This window comes from Planococcus alkaliphilus (genome assembly GCF_057031095.1).
The window spans coordinates 1,711,221-1,728,370 of sequence record NZ_CM168060.1; the positions used below are offsets into that span (position 1 = coordinate 1,711,221).

At 34.2% G+C, this 17,150-nt stretch carries 22 protein-coding genes; all 22 read left to right on the forward strand.

Translation table 11 applies throughout. The annotated features are described in order from the left end of the window. Window positions 1-61: 61 nt before the first annotated feature. The 22 genes from AC2EXB_RS09165 to AC2EXB_RS09270 all read left to right on the forward strand — a co-directional run bounded on the left by AC2EXB_RS09165 (window position 62) and on the right by AC2EXB_RS09270 (window position 17,110). Window positions 62-1,738 (forward strand): zinc-ribbon domain-containing protein, encoded by a 1,677-nt coding sequence (locus AC2EXB_RS09165; RefSeq protein ID WP_483604728.1) that lies wholly within the window; start codon window positions 62-64, stop codon window positions 1,736-1,738. Further along, window positions 1,739-4,210: a PHP domain-containing protein gene (locus AC2EXB_RS09170; protein ID WP_483604560.1), complete on the forward strand. Its 2,472-nt coding sequence runs from the start codon at window positions 1,739-1,741 to the stop codon at window positions 4,208-4,210. Then, complete coding sequence (locus AC2EXB_RS09175; RefSeq protein WP_483604561.1) at window positions 4,211-5,638, forward strand: helix-hairpin-helix domain-containing protein; 1,428 nt, start codon at window positions 4,211-4,213, stop codon at window positions 5,636-5,638. A 120-nt stretch (window positions 5,639-5,758) separates the two neighbouring features. Continuing rightward, on the forward strand, window positions 5,759-6,607 hold the full coding sequence (locus AC2EXB_RS09180; protein ID WP_483604562.1) for a 3D domain-containing protein: 849 nt from the start codon (window positions 5,759-5,761) through the stop codon (window positions 6,605-6,607). A gap of 69 nt (window positions 6,608-6,676) precedes the next feature. Then, on the forward strand, window positions 6,677-6,904 hold the full coding sequence (locus AC2EXB_RS09185; RefSeq protein ID WP_483604564.1) for a hypothetical protein: 228 nt from the start codon (window positions 6,677-6,679) through the stop codon (window positions 6,902-6,904). A gap of 196 nt (window positions 6,905-7,100) precedes the next feature. Further along, window positions 7,101-7,277, forward strand: coding sequence for a hypothetical protein (locus tag AC2EXB_RS09190; RefSeq protein WP_483604565.1), 177 nt, complete (start codon window positions 7,101-7,103; stop codon window positions 7,275-7,277). Then, window positions 7,265-7,459: a hypothetical protein gene (locus AC2EXB_RS09195; RefSeq protein WP_483604567.1), complete on the forward strand. Its 195-nt coding sequence runs from the start codon at window positions 7,265-7,267 to the stop codon at window positions 7,457-7,459. The genes AC2EXB_RS09190 and AC2EXB_RS09195 overlap by 13 nt, the downstream gene beginning before the upstream one ends. 128 nt (window positions 7,460-7,587) lie before the next feature. Further along, the gene (locus tag AC2EXB_RS09200; protein WP_483604568.1) at window positions 7,588-7,776 is read left to right on the forward strand and encodes a hypothetical protein; all 189 of its coding nucleotides are present in this window, start codon (window positions 7,588-7,590) and stop codon (window positions 7,774-7,776) included. Window positions 7,777-8,103: 327 nt separating this feature from the next. Beyond that, window positions 8,104-8,280 (forward strand): hypothetical protein, encoded by a 177-nt coding sequence (locus AC2EXB_RS09205; protein WP_483604569.1) that lies wholly within the window; start codon window positions 8,104-8,106, stop codon window positions 8,278-8,280. Between the two features lie 271 nt (window positions 8,281-8,551). Beyond that, window positions 8,552-8,761, forward strand: a complete 210-nt coding sequence (locus AC2EXB_RS09210) for a hypothetical protein (protein ID WP_483604570.1) — start codon at window positions 8,552-8,554, stop codon at window positions 8,759-8,761. Next, window positions 8,758-9,159 carry a hypothetical protein gene (locus tag AC2EXB_RS09215; protein ID WP_483604572.1) on the forward strand — a complete coding sequence of 134 codons (402 nt, stop codon included), beginning with the start codon at window positions 8,758-8,760 and terminating at the stop codon, window positions 9,157-9,159. The genes AC2EXB_RS09210 and AC2EXB_RS09215 overlap by 4 nt, the downstream gene beginning before the upstream one ends. A 122-nt stretch (window positions 9,160-9,281) precedes the next feature. Next, window positions 9,282-9,701 carry a hypothetical protein gene (locus AC2EXB_RS09220; RefSeq protein WP_483604573.1) on the forward strand — a complete coding sequence of 140 codons (420 nt, stop codon included), beginning with the start codon at window positions 9,282-9,284 and terminating at the stop codon, window positions 9,699-9,701. A gap of 2 nt (window positions 9,702-9,703) precedes the next feature. Then, window positions 9,704-10,282: a nucleoside/nucleotide kinase family protein gene (locus tag AC2EXB_RS09225; RefSeq protein WP_483604574.1), complete on the forward strand. Its 579-nt coding sequence runs from the start codon at window positions 9,704-9,706 to the stop codon at window positions 10,280-10,282. 266 nt (window positions 10,283-10,548) lie between these two features. Next, complete coding sequence (locus AC2EXB_RS09230; protein ID WP_483604575.1) at window positions 10,549-10,746, forward strand: hypothetical protein; 198 nt, start codon at window positions 10,549-10,551, stop codon at window positions 10,744-10,746. A gap of 106 nt (window positions 10,747-10,852) precedes the next feature. After that, on the forward strand, window positions 10,853-12,253 hold the full coding sequence (locus AC2EXB_RS09235; RefSeq protein ID WP_483604576.1) for a ribonucleotide reductase N-terminal alpha domain-containing protein: 1,401 nt from the start codon (window positions 10,853-10,855) through the stop codon (window positions 12,251-12,253). 127 nt (window positions 12,254-12,380) lie between these two features. Beyond that, the gene (locus tag AC2EXB_RS09240) at window positions 12,381-12,932 is read left to right on the forward strand and encodes a GIY-YIG nuclease family protein (RefSeq protein ID WP_483604578.1); all 552 of its coding nucleotides are present in this window, start codon (window positions 12,381-12,383) and stop codon (window positions 12,930-12,932) included. 232 nt (window positions 12,933-13,164) lie between these two features. Continuing rightward, a complete protein-coding gene (locus tag AC2EXB_RS09245) occupies window positions 13,165-14,070 on the forward strand; it encodes a ribonucleoside-diphosphate reductase subunit alpha (RefSeq protein ID WP_483604579.1) in 906 nt (301 codons plus the stop codon). 21 nt (window positions 14,071-14,091) lie between these two features. Continuing rightward, window positions 14,092-15,180: a ribonucleotide-diphosphate reductase subunit beta gene (locus AC2EXB_RS09250; protein ID WP_483604580.1), complete on the forward strand. Its 1,089-nt coding sequence runs from the start codon at window positions 14,092-14,094 to the stop codon at window positions 15,178-15,180. Then, window positions 15,170-15,574, forward strand: coding sequence for a flavodoxin family protein (locus tag AC2EXB_RS09255; RefSeq protein WP_483604581.1), 405 nt, complete (start codon window positions 15,170-15,172; stop codon window positions 15,572-15,574). Before AC2EXB_RS09250 ends, AC2EXB_RS09255 begins: the two co-directional genes overlap by 11 nt. Next, window positions 15,571-15,816 carry a thioredoxin family protein gene (locus AC2EXB_RS09260; RefSeq protein WP_483604582.1) on the forward strand — a complete coding sequence of 82 codons (246 nt, stop codon included), beginning with the start codon at window positions 15,571-15,573 and terminating at the stop codon, window positions 15,814-15,816. Before AC2EXB_RS09255 ends, AC2EXB_RS09260 begins: the two co-directional genes overlap by 4 nt. Before the next feature lie 227 nt (window positions 15,817-16,043). After that, window positions 16,044-16,472, forward strand: a complete 429-nt coding sequence (locus tag AC2EXB_RS09265) for a dUTP diphosphatase (protein WP_483604729.1) — start codon at window positions 16,044-16,046, stop codon at window positions 16,470-16,472. Window positions 16,473-16,531: 59 nt separating this feature from the next. Further along, the gene (locus tag AC2EXB_RS09270; RefSeq protein ID WP_483604583.1) at window positions 16,532-17,110 is read left to right on the forward strand and encodes a sigma-70 family RNA polymerase sigma factor; all 579 of its coding nucleotides are present in this window, start codon (window positions 16,532-16,534) and stop codon (window positions 17,108-17,110) included. Window positions 17,111-17,150 lie beyond the last annotated feature (40 nt).

The window sequence follows — 17,150 nt, forward strand, 5'->3', positions numbered from 1 at the left end:
TAATTAGGGTGTAGCTTAATTGCTGCACCTATTTTGTTTTATGAAAGGGTGATTGGCTTTGGTGGTAATTGATGAAATTGAAGATACAATTGATTTAGTGAAAAGAGAATTTGATTCTACAATTAAATTAGCCGACAACGCTATGTTGAAACACAGACCGGACTTATTTGATGAATGGGATTTTGAGAAGAATGATGAGTTAGGAATTGATATTTATAAGATGACGAGATCGCATGGAAAAAAGGTTTGGTGGAATTGCTTAAAATGTACAAGCAACTACGAAGCATCAACGAACAATAGGGGAAAGAGTGGTGGATGTCCTTATTGTGCAGGGAAAAAAGTAAACCACACTAATAGCTTAGCAACGCTAAAACCCATGCTACTATCAGAATGGAGCTTTCTTTTAAATAAAGATATAAGCCCACAAGAAGTAACGTGTGGATCACACAAAAAAGTATGGTGGAAATGTTTAAAATGTAATAGCGACTACGATATGACGATTAAGAATAAAAATAGTCACAATCAAGGTTGTCCATATTGCTCTGGAAAGAGAGCAAATCACACCAATTCATTGGCTGTGTTAAATCCAGTTTTAGCAGCTCAATGGCATCCAATCAAGAACAAAGAAAAAACTCCACATAATTTTACGGCTGGTAGTGGCAAAAAAGTTTGGTGGTTGGGTGATTGTGGTCATGAATGGCAGGCAATTATTACTGATCGAAACGTAGGAAACGGATGTCACTATTGTGCAAAGTCTAATGCAAAAGTTCTTATTGGTTTTAATGATATGTGGACGACCAATCCTGATTTAGCATCTTTTTTGAATAATAAAGAAGATGGCTATCTATATTCTCAGTCAAGCGAAAAGAAAGTAGATTGGAAGTGTAAAGATTGTAATTTTGTAGTAGAAAATAAGTCTATAGCAGTCGTGAATAGTACAGGATTGGCTTGTCCAAGATGTTCCGATGGAAGAAAATACCCTGAAAAATTTATGTTTAATTTACTACTCGATTTAAATATTGACTTTGAACCAGAAAAAATCTTTGAATGGAATAAAACTAAGAGATATGATTTTTACTTAAAAGAGTTTAATGCCATTGTAGAAACGCATGGAGGACAACACTATGATAGAGTCAAAGGAATGTTTTATAGCGACAGAACGCTGGAGGAAGAACAAGCAAATGACAACTTTAAAGAAACGATGGCTTCAAAAAATAAAATTAATAGATATTACATTATAGATGCTAGAGTTTCTGAAATGGAATATATTACAAAGTCAATAAAAGAAAGTGGATTATTAGATATTATTAATCCCGAAAATAGAAAGATAGATTGGAATAAATATAACAAAATGTCTATGCACTCTTTTGTGAAGGTTGCAGCCGATCTCTGGAATAAAGGATACTTCCTAAAAGAAATCGAAAAAGAACTAAAAGTTAGCGGAGTCACAGTCAATAAATACTTAAAGAAAGCACATAATGCAGGGCTATGCGAGTACAAAAGAGATCGCTCTAGAAATGCTCCAAACTTAGTTCTTAGAAAAAAGATTGTACAACTAGACTTAGAGGGGAATTTTATTAGAGAATGGGAATCTATTAAATCGGCAGGATTATTTTTTAATAGTAAAAAGGCAGCCTCTATTAGCAGAGCATTAAAAAAGGAATCATTTACTGCTCATGGATATCGCTGGAATCTTGCAGATGAGTACTATAAAAAGTATCCGAAGGAGGTAAATTAATTGTCATATTTTTCAATTCACAACCATAGTATGTACAGCAATGTTAAAGTCAAAGATAGTACGAATAAGCCTAAAGAGATGATTCAATACGCTAACCAAATCGGACTTAAAGGAATAGTTTTGTCGGATCACGAAATTCTCAGTGGAAATATAAAGTTCATTAAAGCCTACAAAGAATTAATGGAAGCTGGCGAACTAGAAAAATCCTTCAAAATTGGACTTGGGGATGAGATTTACTTATGTGCTGAGGACAACCTAGAACAGCTAAAAGAGAACATTGCAAATAACGATCCAGATTCTCGATTTTTTCACTTCCTCTTAATTGCAACCAATTTATCTGGACACCAGCAAATCAGAGAAATTAGTACAATTGCATGGGAATCGCATTTTTCATCAAAAGGGCAGGATAGAACACCAACTTTCAAATCAACACTTAAATCAATTATAAAGAAAGGTGATGTAATTGCTTCTACTGCATGTATCGGAGGTATGCTAGGTCAAACTATTCTTCGCATTAGAGAAGCACAATTAGCAAATGATGAAGCAAAAGTTAAGCAACGCAATCAAGAGTTAGTAGACTTCCTTAAATTTTGTATTGATGTATTTGGAAAAGAACATTTCTATTTAGAAATGCAACCATCTGACAACGAAGAACAAATCTACGTTAATCATCAAATCATTAAACTAAGTGAACAGACTGGAATTAAATATGTTGTAGCTACTGATGGACATTACTTGAAGAAGGAAGATAGAGAGATTCACAAGATATACCTACAGTCTGATAACAAGGATCGTGAAGTTGATGCTTTCTATTCTTCTACTTATATTATGAGTGAAGATGAAGTAAGAGAATACATGCTACCTCATCTAACAGAAGAGCAGCTTCAGTTGGCGTTTGATAATACAATGGAAATCTACGATAAAGTAGAAATATATGACTTGTTTCACAAAACCATCATCCCAACACCAAAGAACACTGAATTCACGTTAGAGCATATTCTCAAACCTGTCTATGATAAATACGAATATATTAAACGTTTTGCTTACAGTGAACATCCTATTGATCAACAATATCTACAGCTAGTTCAAGAAGGATTAATCGAGCAAATTGTTAAGAAACGCAAAGCAGATAAAGAATACTTTCATAAATGTTTAGAAAGAATCAACCTTGAGATGAAAGAGCTATGGCTAATTTCGGAACGATTAGAAGATAGAATGTCCAAATATTACGTTTTAACAAAGGAAATAATTGACGAAATCTGGATCGGTGGCGATTCACTGGTTGGTGTTTCTCGTGGTTCTGCTGGAGGCTGGTTAACTGTGGCATTGCTAGGGATTACACAACTAAATAGTTTAGATTATGCGCTGCCTCACTATCGCCATTTGAGTAGCGAACGCCCCGAACTTCCTGATATCGACGTTGATTCCGAAAAATCGAAGCGCAAAAAAATCATTGAAGCGCTACGAGACAAATATGGCAGACGGAATTTAATCAACATCGGGACATTTAGCCATGAGGGTAGCAGATCAGCTCTACTATCCGCAGCGAGAGGAATGGGAATTGATTTAGATGAAGTAAACTATCTCACATCTTTGATTCCAGTGGAGCGTGGCTTTACTAGAAGTTTGCAGAAGTCTTTCTTTGGTGGCGATGGACTGAAGCCTGTAGCAGAATTAAAAAACGCTGTCCTCAAGCACGATGGACTTTTAGAGGCGAGCCTCGCTTTCGAGGGATTAGTCAAAGGTAAATCTCAACATGCTTCCGGTGTTTACATCTATGATTCACCATATTACACATACAATGCAGCCATGAAAACTTCATCGGGGTTATTGGTTAGTCAATTCGACATGGCTGACTCAGATTATTTTTCAGGGTTGAAGCTTGATTTGTTAACTGTGGAAGCCCTCGATAAAATTAGAACGTGTATGGATTTGTTGATTGAGCATGGCTATATTAAACCAGAGAAAACTCTTAGAGAAACTTATGACAAACACCTTCATCCTGACGTATTAGAATATGACGATCAAGAGATGTGGAGTAAGGTTGCAGAAAATAAAGTTCCTGATCTATTCCAATTTGACACAAACGTAGGCTTGCAATGTGCAAAGAAATCTAAGCCTACAAACTTGGCTGAATTAGTTGCAGCAAACAATTTAATGCGACTAATGGCAGATGGTGGTGAGCAGCCTATTGACAAATATGTACGTTTTAAAAATAGTCCTGATGATTGGGTTCAAGAAATGAAAGATTATGGATTAACAGAAGATGAAATGGAAGTTGTAAGAAAACACCTTAATCCATCCTACGGTGTAAGTTCATCACAGGAAGAAATGATGGAATTATTAATGGACGATGACATAGGCGGATTCAGTATTCCTGAAGCTAACATGGCTAGAAAAGTGGTAGGTAAGAAGCTTATGGATAAGATACCTGAAGTTAAGGATTTGTTATTTAGCAAAGGAGTGAATTAATTGGCAAGCGATAATTTAAAAAGATATATATGGGAAACTCAGATAGTTCCTCAATTGGGCTACAGTTTTTCTAATATACATTCTTATGGATATGGATTGATAGCCATGCAAATGTTGCTTTTGGAACACAAATATCCATCTGTATTCTGGCAAACGGCTTGTCTGTCAATCAATGCTAGTGCAGATGAGGATTCAGAAAGTAACAAAGGAAGCAATTATGGGAAAATAAGTAGTGCAATTTCAAAAATGCAGCATTCAGGAATCAATGTGGCACTCCCCTTAATCAATAAAGCTAACTTTGGCTTTATTCCCGATCCCGACAATAATCAAGTTATCTTTGGTTTGAAGGGAATTAATGGTGTGGGAGACGATTTAGCGAGAGCTATCATCGCCAACAGACCATATCAATCATTCGAAGACTTCTATAAACGCATGTATGAAACCAAATTAATTACCAAAGGTCAATTCATCAAGCTAATCAAATCAGGCGCATTCACCGAATTTGATACTACTGTTGAAACAATGAAGCAATTTATCATCAAAGAGGTTGATGTCAAGGATAAGCTGAATGGGCAGAACCTACCAAGAGTCATCTCACTTGGACTTTTGGACGCTCCAGACTTAATCTCGTTTAAACATTTCTACAATTTTAAGTCTCATATTAGCAAATCTGTACACAGCAAAGTAGATAAGCCAAAGGATAAGATTCTCATTCTAGATTCATATTCACAAGCATTCTTCTTTAACAATTTTACAGATGAATCAATCGTAGGTTGGGAAGGCAATCAACCACTTGTATCAGAAAAGAAATTCAAAAAGGAATACGATGAGAAGATGAAGGATTGTATGAAGCTGCTAGAAGACGATTCATTTATTCGCTCATATAATAACGCTCAGTTCAGAGAAATATGGAATGAGTTGGCTTCCGGTACGAATAGTAAATGGCAGTTTGAAGCTAATTCATTCTATGAAGTTGGCAATCACGAATTGGAAGTGGTTGATTATAATCGATATGGATTAACTGATTTCTATTCATTATCAGAAGAGCCTATTGTTACTGAAGAATATGAATGGCGTGGAAGAGAAATGAAAAATTATCAGCTCTTTACGATTATCGGTACAGTATTAGATAAGAATAAAAACAACCATTCAGTAACCGTATTAACTCCTGAAGGGGTAGTTGTATGCAAGCTATACTCAGGTGCTTTCTCACAATACGATAGACAAATCAGTAAAGTAGAGAATGGCAAAAAGGTAGTTATCGATAAGAGTTGGTTCAACCGTGGGGAGCTATTGTTGCTCCGAGGATTCAGGCGCTCAGATCAATTTGTACTCAAAGCGCCAAAAGGTGAACATACAATCAACAAAATCACAGAAGTTCGTCCAGATGGCTCAATCGGGTTACAAGCAGAACGTATCCGTGCCTAATCAACCTCATCAAATCCAAAATCAGAAGGGAAGAGAAGTTTAGCTTGCAAATGGAGATCACTAGTAACCATTCTAGTTTTTTATTTCTCCTATGAAGCATTGTGAGTATTAAGCGAGTATATGAATTCAAATTTAAATAAGAAGAAAATTATCATTGTAGTATGTATGTCAGCATTATTGGTATGGGCTATGCCGTTAGTTGTTCATAGTTTAACGAAGGATAAAGAGGAAATTAAATCCATTTCAAATAAATCAACTATAATAATTGACAGAAAAGAAATCATCATCTATACTAAGTTTACAGATCGAGTTGATCTAGCAAATAGCAATGGAATTACACTAGAAGAAGCTAATCAGATTAAAGATAACTTCAATGATAATCGACTTAGCTTGATTGCAGATGATAGAAATAAAAAAGTTGCTGAACGATTAGCAGAAGAAAAAAGAATTGCAGAAGAAAAGGCTAAGAAGGCTGCTGAAGAGAAAGCTAGATTGGCTAAGATTGCAGAAGAGAAACGCCAATTAGAATTAGCTCAAGAAGCAGAGAAGAAACGATTAGCAGAATTAGAAGCTAAACGTGTAGCTAAGAATAAGGCTAAAGAAGAGAATAAGAAGGTAACTGTAAGTAGAGGTAATAATAAAAATGATGAAGAAGGTAGTGGATGGATTCAATTTGAAGCTACACATTATACAGCATTTTGCAATACAGGATGTACTGGAGTTACAGCTTTGGGATGGAATGTATCAAATACAATTCACCATAATGGATACAGAATTATTGCTGTTGATCCAAATGTAATTCCATTAGGTTCATTAGTAGAAGTTAAGACTCCATATGGCACATTTAAAGCGCTCGCTGGTGATACCGGAGGGAGAATTAAAGGTTTTATCGCTGATATTTTAGTTGCAGATCATGGAGAAGCAGTAAGATTAGGTAGAATAACAGCACAAGTTAGAATTTTAAAATAGTCTAATTAAGTAAACTATAAAAATATAAATAAATCGAATATAATAGAAACCACAAAGGCGGAGATTAAAATGAGAATGCACGAATATCAATACGACATTAACACACTAATAGCGAAGGATGAGGCTGGATTAATTTCCAGTTTCGCCTTACAGCTAGATTCTATTCTAACAGATGGTGAGCCATTAAATGAAACAGGAATGAAAGTATTAGATGAAACACTTAAATTGCTGCACGAATTAACAAACGAGTTAAATCCAGTAGATGAATATGATCCAGAATATGAAACAGTGTACTGAGGTGAATAAATGAAGCAGCTTAAATACAATATAAGTTACATCGAAAATGTACAAAACTTTGACAATATATCAGACGAAGATTTCCGGTTAATTAAATCAGAACTAAAGAGTAAACTATATAACTATCTTAACTTAGCAGGATTCGAAATTCAAGGTGAAATCCATTTAGACTTTGACATGATCGGAGATGATTCAGTTGAAACGTGGTGAACTCGGAACAGCTCATGAAGGTAAACATGATTTTCTAGAAGGTGAACGTATCACATTTATCGGTATGGATTATGGAGTAGATCAATCTGAAGCATATGTATTTATGAATACTGAAGGCAATATCAATTGGTTATTGTATGGTGATTTCTCATGGTCGAATTAAAAAGTAATAGATATGTAACTATTATTCATAATGAAACCGGAGAAGAATTAGCTGGAATGATGATTGAATACACACCTGATCGAATTGTATTGCAGAATGTGACTAGATATCCAACTAAGAAACTTGTGAATACAGCTTATGTTGATGCTAAGGATTGGCATTTCAAGGATGACATGAAGTGAGATTTGATGACAGTGGAGATAAGTTAATTAAATGGATGACTATTATCTATTGTGGAATTTTAATTCTGTTGGCTTTGAATGTAATTTTTAATGTGAAGTAGATGGAAACAGCGAAGGAGGTTTTATAAATGTTATATCCAGATGGAAAAGGAACAAAAGTAAGGACGAAGTATAAAGCGTTTTTACCAAAAGGTAGAGTTTGCACTGTAATGAATTGCAAATTCATTGAAAACACATCTGTGAGAGCCTACTTGATTGAGTCTGAAATTGGTGAATTAGCGTGGTATTTAGACAGAGATTTAGAGAATGTTAAATAACCGTCCGCACATAAAGTGAGATAAGAATTAAATAACCCAATAGTGAAAAAGATTGTGAAATTCGACATCCTTAAAAGGTGGGAAAATACGGCATCCATTTTTCAATTTCACATACTATTATGCCATAAAATATCGGTTTTATTGGGTGTTTAAGCCTTACTCTCCCAACGGTTTCAGAGCATAAAATTTAAGAATATCTCTATATTAGCTGTTTTTAGTGGAAATGCAGGGAAAACCCTTATTTATCGGCTACGAAGCCTGTTATATCAACGTTTACAGAGGGTTAATTACCCTATAAAATCTAGTTTTTATTAGGAGCGATGAAAAATGATTGAGGAACTATTGAGCGAGTTTCAAGATGAATTAATTTCTATTCAACTTACATTGAGTATCGGAAGTTTACCGACTGTTCATGCAATTGGAAGGGACAATGTACTTCATGTAACAGAAGGATCAAGCTTGTTAGATGCTTTAAACAAAATGAAAGAGAAAATATTGAATTAAATTTTCCCTTTTAAATAGAAAGGTTTGAGTTTGTGACTTATAAAGAAGCATTTGAGGAAGCGCACGTAGTTATATGTTGGAAGAGAGGTATTTATAAATTTATTAAAGGGAATAACACTCTAATGAATACATTGTATTTACCGCAGGAAGATGTGATTAGATTTTTAATGTTAGATAGATTAAAGGTTTTGTATTGTGATGAACATGAGAATATTATTGAGTGTAATTTCAATAAATAAAAATATAATTTAAGCGGATTGGAGTGATTAATATGTCTCAACAAGAAGAATTATTTAAGCAGTTTCAATTGCTAGGTAAATCATTTCAGAATCTAGGCGGCATTGTTCAGAATATGAATCAGAAAGTAGCATGGGAAGATGTAGAAGAGTTTGATCGTAATTTAGATATTATGATTAAAGATATGCAACGTATGAGAATGAAAACTATTTTATTCTTAAAAGATGAAGGGCTGATTGAATGAGACTCAAACATAAAATCCAATTAAAGCTATATAGCATTAAACGTGGACTATCTAATCTTATTGAATGGCTTCCGGTTATCTGGAATGATCGTCAATATGGAGAAGATTATATCTATAAGATTCTACTTAAGAAACTTAAACTTAAAGAAAAATTCTTTTATAATGAACGAATTGATAAAGTTCAAACAGAAGAAATTGTCATGCAACTTCGATATGTAATTGCAGCATTGGAACGATTGATTAAGAATGATTATCTTCCAGCTAAAGATTTCATTGATATTGATAAAGGAACAGTGGATCATCAATCTTGGAGATTGGCTGAAAGTAAGTTAATGAAGAAAGACATTGCATTTGTATTTGATTCAATGAAGAAGAATATCGGCAACTGGTGGGATTGATTTAATTAGATTTAAAAAGGAAATAATTGCTACTCAATTAAATAAGTTATAATAATTGACATATTAATTAATTGAGTATATTATAACAATATCAACAAATAAATATGAGAAGAGGCGAATAGATGAATACACTGATTGAAGAGTTTCATAATGCTACTTTAAGTATAAGCAAGGTTGTGGATGGAATACCTACAAGAATGGAAGAGTTAAATAAGCTTCAGGTTCGTTACGATAATGAACTAATTGATCTTGAACATTTAGCGGAATTTGAAAACTTTAATGCTTCAGAAGGATATAAGATTGCAAAGCAAATTCAAGTTGCTCGTAGAAATAGAAGAGAAATTAAAAATGAGATCGAGCTACTCCTTGAAATTAAGAAGGTGGCAAATAACAATAGTAAGCTTGATGGACATTTAAAAGTATTAGATAAGCGAATGAAAGATTTATCTGGTCGTAAATATAGAAAATATAAAGCTAGAGTGCGTACAGATTTGCAATCTAGATTATCTAAATGTGAATTAGTTAAGCCAAAAGGAGAATGATTATGGGAATAAAAATTGCCCTAATATCTCCGGCAGGTGGAGGTAAAGATTTCATTGCTGATTACCTTGTGAAAGAATATGGATTCACACGTTATGCCTTTGCTGACAATGTGAAGAAAGTAGCTAGTCAATGGTTTCCTGAGCTGTATAGCAGCTATGAGAAGCCTAGAGCTTTACTGCAAACGATTGGAACAGATTTCCGTAATATCAATCCTGATGTATGGATCAATGCCATGTTTAAGGATATTGATAAGGAAAGAGAAGATAGAATTAAGAATTATGAACCTAAAGAAAATATTGTCGTTACAGATTGTCGTATGCCAAATGAATATCAAGCATTAAAGAATCGTGGATTTATCTTCATTAAGATTGAAGTAAATGAAGGTATTCGATTAAAACGTATGATTGAACGTGGAGATACTTTTACCAATCAAGACTTGCAGCATCATACTGAAAAATTCTACGATACATTTGAATGTGATTACAGCGTAGGAAATTACGGAACTAAAGAAATGACCTACCTCAATATGGATGAAGTTATCGAGTTAATTGAAAACAGTGGTGTGCAAGTTGCTAACTAATCTACTACTGATTATCTTATTCATCATCGCTTCTGTAGCGTTCATATATAGAATTTTATACCATTATGAATATCAGAATGAATGCAGAAACACTAAGGTTTCATACTATAGATTAAGTGTATTGGATCAGAAGAAGGCATTGACATCAAACTTAGCAGCTACATTCTATACAGCTTTTATAGTAGCCATGCTATTATCACAAAATTACATTGGAAAATAATTGCGTTACAACTAGATAGACTCAAATAGAGTGAGGAGATTAATTAATGAAGACATTAACTTATGAAGATAAAGCTAAAGACATTGTAGAAATGGCAATGGAAGAAATTCGAGATGATGCTGATAAAGCATATGGTTATGCTGAAGAATTGGCAATGTTAGTTGGTAGAGTTGAAAATTTAGAATTAAGAGAAGCAATGGATGAAAAACTAAGTTATGTTATGTTACACATTGAAAAAATTTAATCAATTCCTATTAAATCAACTATAATAATATATAGGTGGTGATGCGATTGGTTGAGTAGAAGAAGACTCAAACTAGAAGATAAAACTATTATAAAGGGGAATACGAATGACAACAATTACTAAAGACCGCAACTCACACATTCAAAAGTCAGAGTTTATGGAGGAACGTTTTGATCGTTTCTTTAATGAAATCATTCAAGACTCTGAACGTGAGTATGATAAAAATAAATTAGCTGCAATTAAAACAGATGTTATCGAACATGTGAATTCAAAGAAAGAACTGGAAGCTGACAAACTGTTCGATTTAATTATCCGAGCATCTAATGAGCATATTACAGCTAACACACCAGAATTCACATATCTAAGCGCTTCTGCTTTGCGTAGAAAATTATATAAACACGCTTCAAAAAATAGAGGTTTTGACTATAAGAATGGTTATGGTGATTACTATTCATTTGTAATTCAAATGGTTGAACAAGGTATCTATGATGAAACTCTACTAGATTCTTATACTGAGCAAGAGATTCGTAAAGCTGGAAAGCTTATTGATAAGTCTAAGGATAAGAACTTTAGTTATGCCGGACTATTTATGTTAAACAATACGTATCTTAAAAAGGGTTATCAAAAGGAAATTTTAGAATTACCACAAGAACGATTTTTAACAGTAGCGCTATATCTGATGAGAGATGAAAAGAAATCTAAGCGTATGGAATTTGTTAAAGAATCTTATTGGTCACTAGCTAATAACTACATTGGATTAGCAACTCCTACATTGCTTAATGCAGGTGCTACAAATGGAACACTTTCATCTTGCCATATCATTACTCCAGATGACGACTTAAAGAGTATTATGCGTAGTATTGATCAGACAGCAATGTTCTCGCAAAATGGAGCAGGAATCGGTACGTATCTAGGATTCCTACGTGCATCCGGTTCATGGATTAGAGGATATAAAGGACGAGCAACAGGAGTATTACATCCTTCTCGATTGAATAGTGTGTTAGCAGAGTATGTAAATCAATTGGGAAGTCGAGTTGCAGGAATTAGCTTGTACCTTCCGGTATGGCATTATGATATTTTTGACTTCTTAGATTTACGATTGAAGACTGGCTCACAAGAGAAACGAGCGCACTCAGTTAAAACAGCAGTAACACTTCCAGATGAATTTATGCGTAGATTAGATGCAAAAGAGAATTGGACTATCTTTGATCCTTATGAGTTCCGTAAGAAAATGGGAGTCGATTTAAACCGTCTATATGACAAAAAGAAACTAATGGCAGACGAAACTCCAAATGAAGAAGATCATGCTTTCACTTATTGGTATCGTAAAGCTGAAAACAATATGGCTTTTGAAATCAAACGTACAGTTAAAGCTACTGATATTTATAAATCCGTCTTCACTTCACGTAAAACAGGCGGTACACCATATTTATACTTCCATGATACAGCAGCTAGAATGAATCCTAACTCTCATGCAGGTATGCCATTTGGCAGTAATTTGTGTTAATTGATAGCACCTACGAGAAGTGATTCTCGTTAGCAAACTCATCTAAACAGGGAAACTCTCATGGCATTGAGACAATCCTGTGCTAAAAACTCGATATTAAATAAACTATAAGAAAGGAGGCGGAGAGATGATATATAACATTTACAGCATCACTTGTTTGAACAATGGGAAAGTATACTTTGGGAGATCACAGGAAATCGAAAAACGATGGCGTTCTCATAAAAATATGTTTAGGAAGTCTAGTCACAATAATACTAAAATGCAAGAAGATTGGAATAAATATGGTGAAGAAGCATTCTTGTTTGAAGTTATTTATACTACTAGCGATTTAGAGAAATCCATAGAAATTGAACAGTCTTATATTGATTCTGATATTTTTACAAAATATAATATTTCAAACGCTAAAATGGGTGGAGATACATTCACAAACAATCCCAGACAGGAAGAAATTAGAAAGCTTAAAAGTATTAATTCATCAGGAGAAAGAAACCCGATGTATGGAAAACCGAAGTCTGCGAGAATGATTCAGCGAGTTAAAGAAGCCAACTCTAAAAAAGTAGTCATTGATGGAGTTTTGTATCCTAGCGTTACTGAAGCTAGTAAAGCCCATAATATGAAGGTTTCAACAGTATGCTACAGACTTAAAGCAAACAGTTTTAAAGATTGGAAATATGCTTAAAATATTAATATCGAGTTAAATGCCAAACGACTATCGAAAGGGTAGCATTTGTCGAGAGGACATATGTGAGAACCGAGTAGAGTACACTCAAGCGAGTGGAAAAGATGAGGGTCTGTACTAACAATACAGATCATGATATAGTCTCGCCTTTATGGTGACATAAAGCAGCTAAATAGCGGTTATGATAATAGCGAAATCATAGTGAAGATAAGCGAGCGAAATCATCCAGAACATGGAAGTTGATAAACTAGTATCAGAAGAGTTAGATGAAGATGGATTTGTAGTAACAAAAGTATTGGGAGAAGGATTAGTTACATGTAATCTATCATCTTTAGTATTGAATAATGTTTTCAATAAAGATGAAGAAGTTCCTTTACAGCGTGTAGTTGATATTCAATTCCGTATGCTTGATAACGTAATCTCATTAAATCGTACAGTTGTTCAACAAGCTACTAACACTAATCGTTTGTATCGTGCTGTTGGGGCTGGAGCAATGGGATTGGTTACTCATATGACTTCAAGTGGAGTTCAATGGGAATCAGATGAAGCATCAGAGTTTACAGCTAATATCTTTAAACAATATTTGAAAGCAGCAATTAAAGCATCTCACAATCTAGCAGTTGAAAAAGGATCATACCCACTATTCGAAGGTTCAGAATGGAATACTGGAGAGTTCTTTGATAAGCGTGGATTTGTATCAGATGAATGGACAGAGATTCGTGAAATGGCATCTAAAGGAATGCGTAACGCTTATCTAATGGCTATTGCACCTACATCTTCAAATGCTGTAATTAACAACACTTCACCAAGTATTGATCCGCCATATGAGATTATCTATCGTGAAGAAAAGTCTGGAATGAACGTAGTAATTGTTCCATCTAACTACAACAATCAAACTAAGTGGTTCTATAAATCAGGATTTGAAATGGATGAAATGTGGGCAATCAATATAGTGGCAGCAGCTCAGAAGTATGTGGATCAAGGTATTAGTCATAATATGCACGTATCTAAATCAGTTAAAGGCTCTGAGCTTCTACGATTAGATATGGGAGCATGGAAGAAATCAGTGAAAACGATCTATTACACATACACTGAAGAATATGAACGTGCTGAAGATTGTATTATGTGCAGTTCTTAATAGAGGAGAGAAAAGGATAATATGCAGAATTTTAGAGTTTATGATGGGGAAGCGAACAACGTTGCAACAAAAGTATTTGGAGGAAAATCTAGTGGGATACGAGATTGGGATGACATCAAGTATCCTCAAATGCTAGAAATTAACTCAATGCTATTTGAAGAGTATTGGACTGAACAAGAGATTAAGCTAGGCAAGGATATTGAAGAATATCGTGAGAAGTTAACTCCGGCTGAACGTAGAGTATTTAATACTATCTCCGGTAAACTAAATTGGTTAGATTCAATCGCTACAGACTTCAACTTTGTTCTAGGCTACTTGTGTACTGATTCATCTGTACGTTCAGTAATCGCTATGATTGGTTCATTTGAGCAGCTCCATAATCGTAGTTATCAATATTTGACTTCTTCTATGCTTAATCAGCAAGAGAAGGAGCAAGCATTTGAAGAAACTAGACGTATTCCTGAATTGGTTAAACGAAATGAATTAGTAATTGAGCCGATTCAGAATATGGTTAACAAAGCTAAAGAGTTTCTATTGACTGATTCAGATGAAATCTCAGATGAATTACTAGAAGCAATTGCTGATGGACTATTAGCAGATGTAATTTTAGAGGGGCTATACTTCTCAGCAGGGTTTGTATACTTCCATTCGCTAGCTAGAGATCAGAAGATGATTGGTTCAAATAACATGATTCAACTTATCAAAGATGATGAAAATCAACACTCAGTATTCTTTGGTTTGCTATATCAAATTATGATGGGTGAGAATTCACAACTAGCAACTCCAGAACGATACGAGAAAGTAATCAACTACGTAAAAGAAGCCGTCAAACGTGAGAAAGAATGGGGATCATATATCTTTGAAGATATCGATACATTATCAATCAAAGAATATCATGACTATGTAGAATATCTAGCTAACCTTATCTGTCGCAATATTGGTGTAGCTGAACCATTCCCTGATAATGCTCAATTGAAATCAAACTGGATTAACACTTATGGTAAGAAAAGACGTTCAGGAGAAGAGAACGAGATTGTAACAAGAACTGATTTCCTTCAAGGTAATGCTATTAACTACTCACATGAAAGTGGAGAAGACTTTGACCTCTAAACTGGTTTTGTTTTATTCAATGACTGGTAATACAAAGGCTATAGCAGAAGTTTTTAAAGAGAATGGTTTTGATGTATTCAATGTTAAAGAATTCAATGTGATTGATATTGATAAGTATTCAACAATCATAATTGGTACATCAACATGGGGGAGAGGCGTTCCCCCTAAACCTTTCTTTAAGATTAGAAATGAATTAGTAGCATTAAGCAACAAGAAGATTGGCTTCTTTGGAAGTGGAAGAAGCGAATATCAATACTATTGTGGAGCATTAGACTTATTAGAAGAGCTATTGCAGCCTAAAAATAAGATACTCTTCAAGTATAAATATGAAGGTTATCCTAGAAATATAGACTTTGAGAATATAAGAAAGATAATACAGGAGGAAATTAAATGAAGAAGCTAATTAAATTTGAGAAAACTGGATGCAACCCTTGTACAATGGTTCAAAACTTTCTAGATGCAAATGAAGTAGAAGTAGAAAAAGTAGATGTGTTTGCTAATCCTTCTATGGCTGGACAATTTGATATTGGATCAGTACCAACTGTAGTATTAGTAGATGAAGACAATAACGAAGTTAGTCGTTCAATTGGTTATAAGCCAGATGAGTTAGAAGAGCTTGTTGCACAGCTTAATTAAATAAACTATAATAAAAAGGGGATTAATTATAAATGACATTTGTTAAAATTAATAAAGGCGACACAGTATATGATCGAGAGTTAAAAGTGGTAGGTAAAGTTGAATCGATTAACATTAAATCTAATACAGCTACAATCAATGCTTTAGAAGGCAACGTTACTGTCTTGTCTAATCTATATCATCTAACAATTGTAGATGGAACTATAGAAGAAGGCGATACTGAGCCTTTGAAGATTAAAATTAAATACTTTAATCCTGAGTCAACTAAATTATCTAAGATTGTAAAAGGCGACTGGATTGACCTTCGAGCAGCAGAGACTATCGAGTTAAAAGAAGGAGAGTTCAAACTTATTCCTCTTGGAGTAGCTATGGAATTACCGGAAGGCTTTGAGGCTCACGTAGCTCCACGAGGAAGCACATTTAAGAATTATGGTGTATTAGAAAGCAACTCCGTTGGTGTAGTTGATGAATCATATAAAGGCGATAATGACCAATGGTTTATGCCTGTATTAGCTACAAGAGATACTAAGATTGAGTTTGATGACCGCATTTGTCAATTCCGTATTATGGAGAAGATGCCTGAAGTGGTATTTGAGGAAGTGGAAGTATTAACCAATGAAGATCGTGGTTCACATGGATCGACAGGGATTAAGTAAATAAAAGAATACGAGAAGGGGATTATACCTCTTCTCTATTTTTCTAAAAGGGGATAGTTATGAGAAGCAACAAACAAGCAGAAGAATTGTATGCACAATATCAGCAATTAGTTCCAGCTACGCTGTATAAACGTTACCCTAATCCTAATAGAATTGCTTATGTTCATGGATTAGAGTTAGATGATTTACTTCAATTTGGTCGTATGGGTTTATTTGCAGCAACCCAAACATTTGATCCTTCAAAAGGCTGTAAATTCCAAACGTATGCAATTAATAATATTAAGTATTCGATTGACTATAAGATAAGAGAGTATAGCCTTTTTAATCAGAATAAACGCTCATATGAAGTAGTTAACAATGTATATATAGAGTCAATTACCGCTGACAATGATAGCTTAGAAGATGATATGTTTGAAGTTTTAAATTGTAAAGTTAATGATTATGAAGAAGCTGATTCACGATTAGTATTAGAGGCTTTAAGCAAGGTATTATCCAGTAAGACAATGGAAATTATTAAGATGCGATTAGAGCATTACACGTATGAGGAAATAGGGGATTATATTGGATTGAGCCGTCAAAGAGTCAAACAAATTATTGACAAGAATGAAGATGAGATACGTAAACATATAATGGCGTAATTCTTGCTTAAACTTATTAAATAAACTATAATAACATTAA

Coding starts and splice junctions, on each gene's coding strand:
- AC2EXB_RS09250 (WP_483604580.1), top strand. CDS start 14,092: ATGCAGAATTTTAGAGTTTATGATGGGGAAGCGAACAACGTTGCAACA.
- AC2EXB_RS09245 (WP_483604579.1), top strand. CDS start 13,165: ATGGAAGTTGATAAACTAGTATCAGAAGAGTTAGATGAAGATGGATTT.
- AC2EXB_RS09230 (WP_483604575.1), top strand. CDS start 10,549: ATGAAGACATTAACTTATGAAGATAAAGCTAAAGACATTGTAGAAATG.
- AC2EXB_RS09180 (WP_483604562.1), top strand. CDS start 5,759: ATGAATTCAAATTTAAATAAGAAGAAAATTATCATTGTAGTATGTATG.
- AC2EXB_RS09205 (WP_483604569.1), top strand. CDS start 8,104: ATGATTGAGGAACTATTGAGCGAGTTTCAAGATGAATTAATTTCTATT.
- AC2EXB_RS09260 (WP_483604582.1), top strand. CDS start 15,571: ATGAAGAAGCTAATTAAATTTGAGAAAACTGGATGCAACCCTTGTACA.
- AC2EXB_RS09240 (WP_483604578.1), top strand. CDS start 12,381: ATGATATATAACATTTACAGCATCACTTGTTTGAACAATGGGAAAGTA.
- AC2EXB_RS09270 (WP_483604583.1), top strand. CDS start 16,532: ATGAGAAGCAACAAACAAGCAGAAGAATTGTATGCACAATATCAGCAA.
- AC2EXB_RS09220 (WP_483604573.1), top strand. CDS start 9,282: ATGAATACACTGATTGAAGAGTTTCATAATGCTACTTTAAGTATAAGC.
- AC2EXB_RS09195 (WP_483604567.1), top strand. CDS start 7,265: ATGGTCGAATTAAAAAGTAATAGATATGTAACTATTATTCATAATGAA.
- AC2EXB_RS09185 (WP_483604564.1), top strand. CDS start 6,677: ATGAGAATGCACGAATATCAATACGACATTAACACACTAATAGCGAAG.
- AC2EXB_RS09235 (WP_483604576.1), top strand. CDS start 10,853: ATGACAACAATTACTAAAGACCGCAACTCACACATTCAAAAGTCAGAG.
- AC2EXB_RS09200 (WP_483604568.1), top strand. CDS start 7,588: ATGTTATATCCAGATGGAAAAGGAACAAAAGTAAGGACGAAGTATAAA.
- AC2EXB_RS09225 (WP_483604574.1), top strand. CDS start 9,704: ATGGGAATAAAAATTGCCCTAATATCTCCGGCAGGTGGAGGTAAAGAT.
- AC2EXB_RS09215 (WP_483604572.1), top strand. CDS start 8,758: ATGAGACTCAAACATAAAATCCAATTAAAGCTATATAGCATTAAACGT.
- AC2EXB_RS09210 (WP_483604570.1), top strand. CDS start 8,552: ATGTCTCAACAAGAAGAATTATTTAAGCAGTTTCAATTGCTAGGTAAA.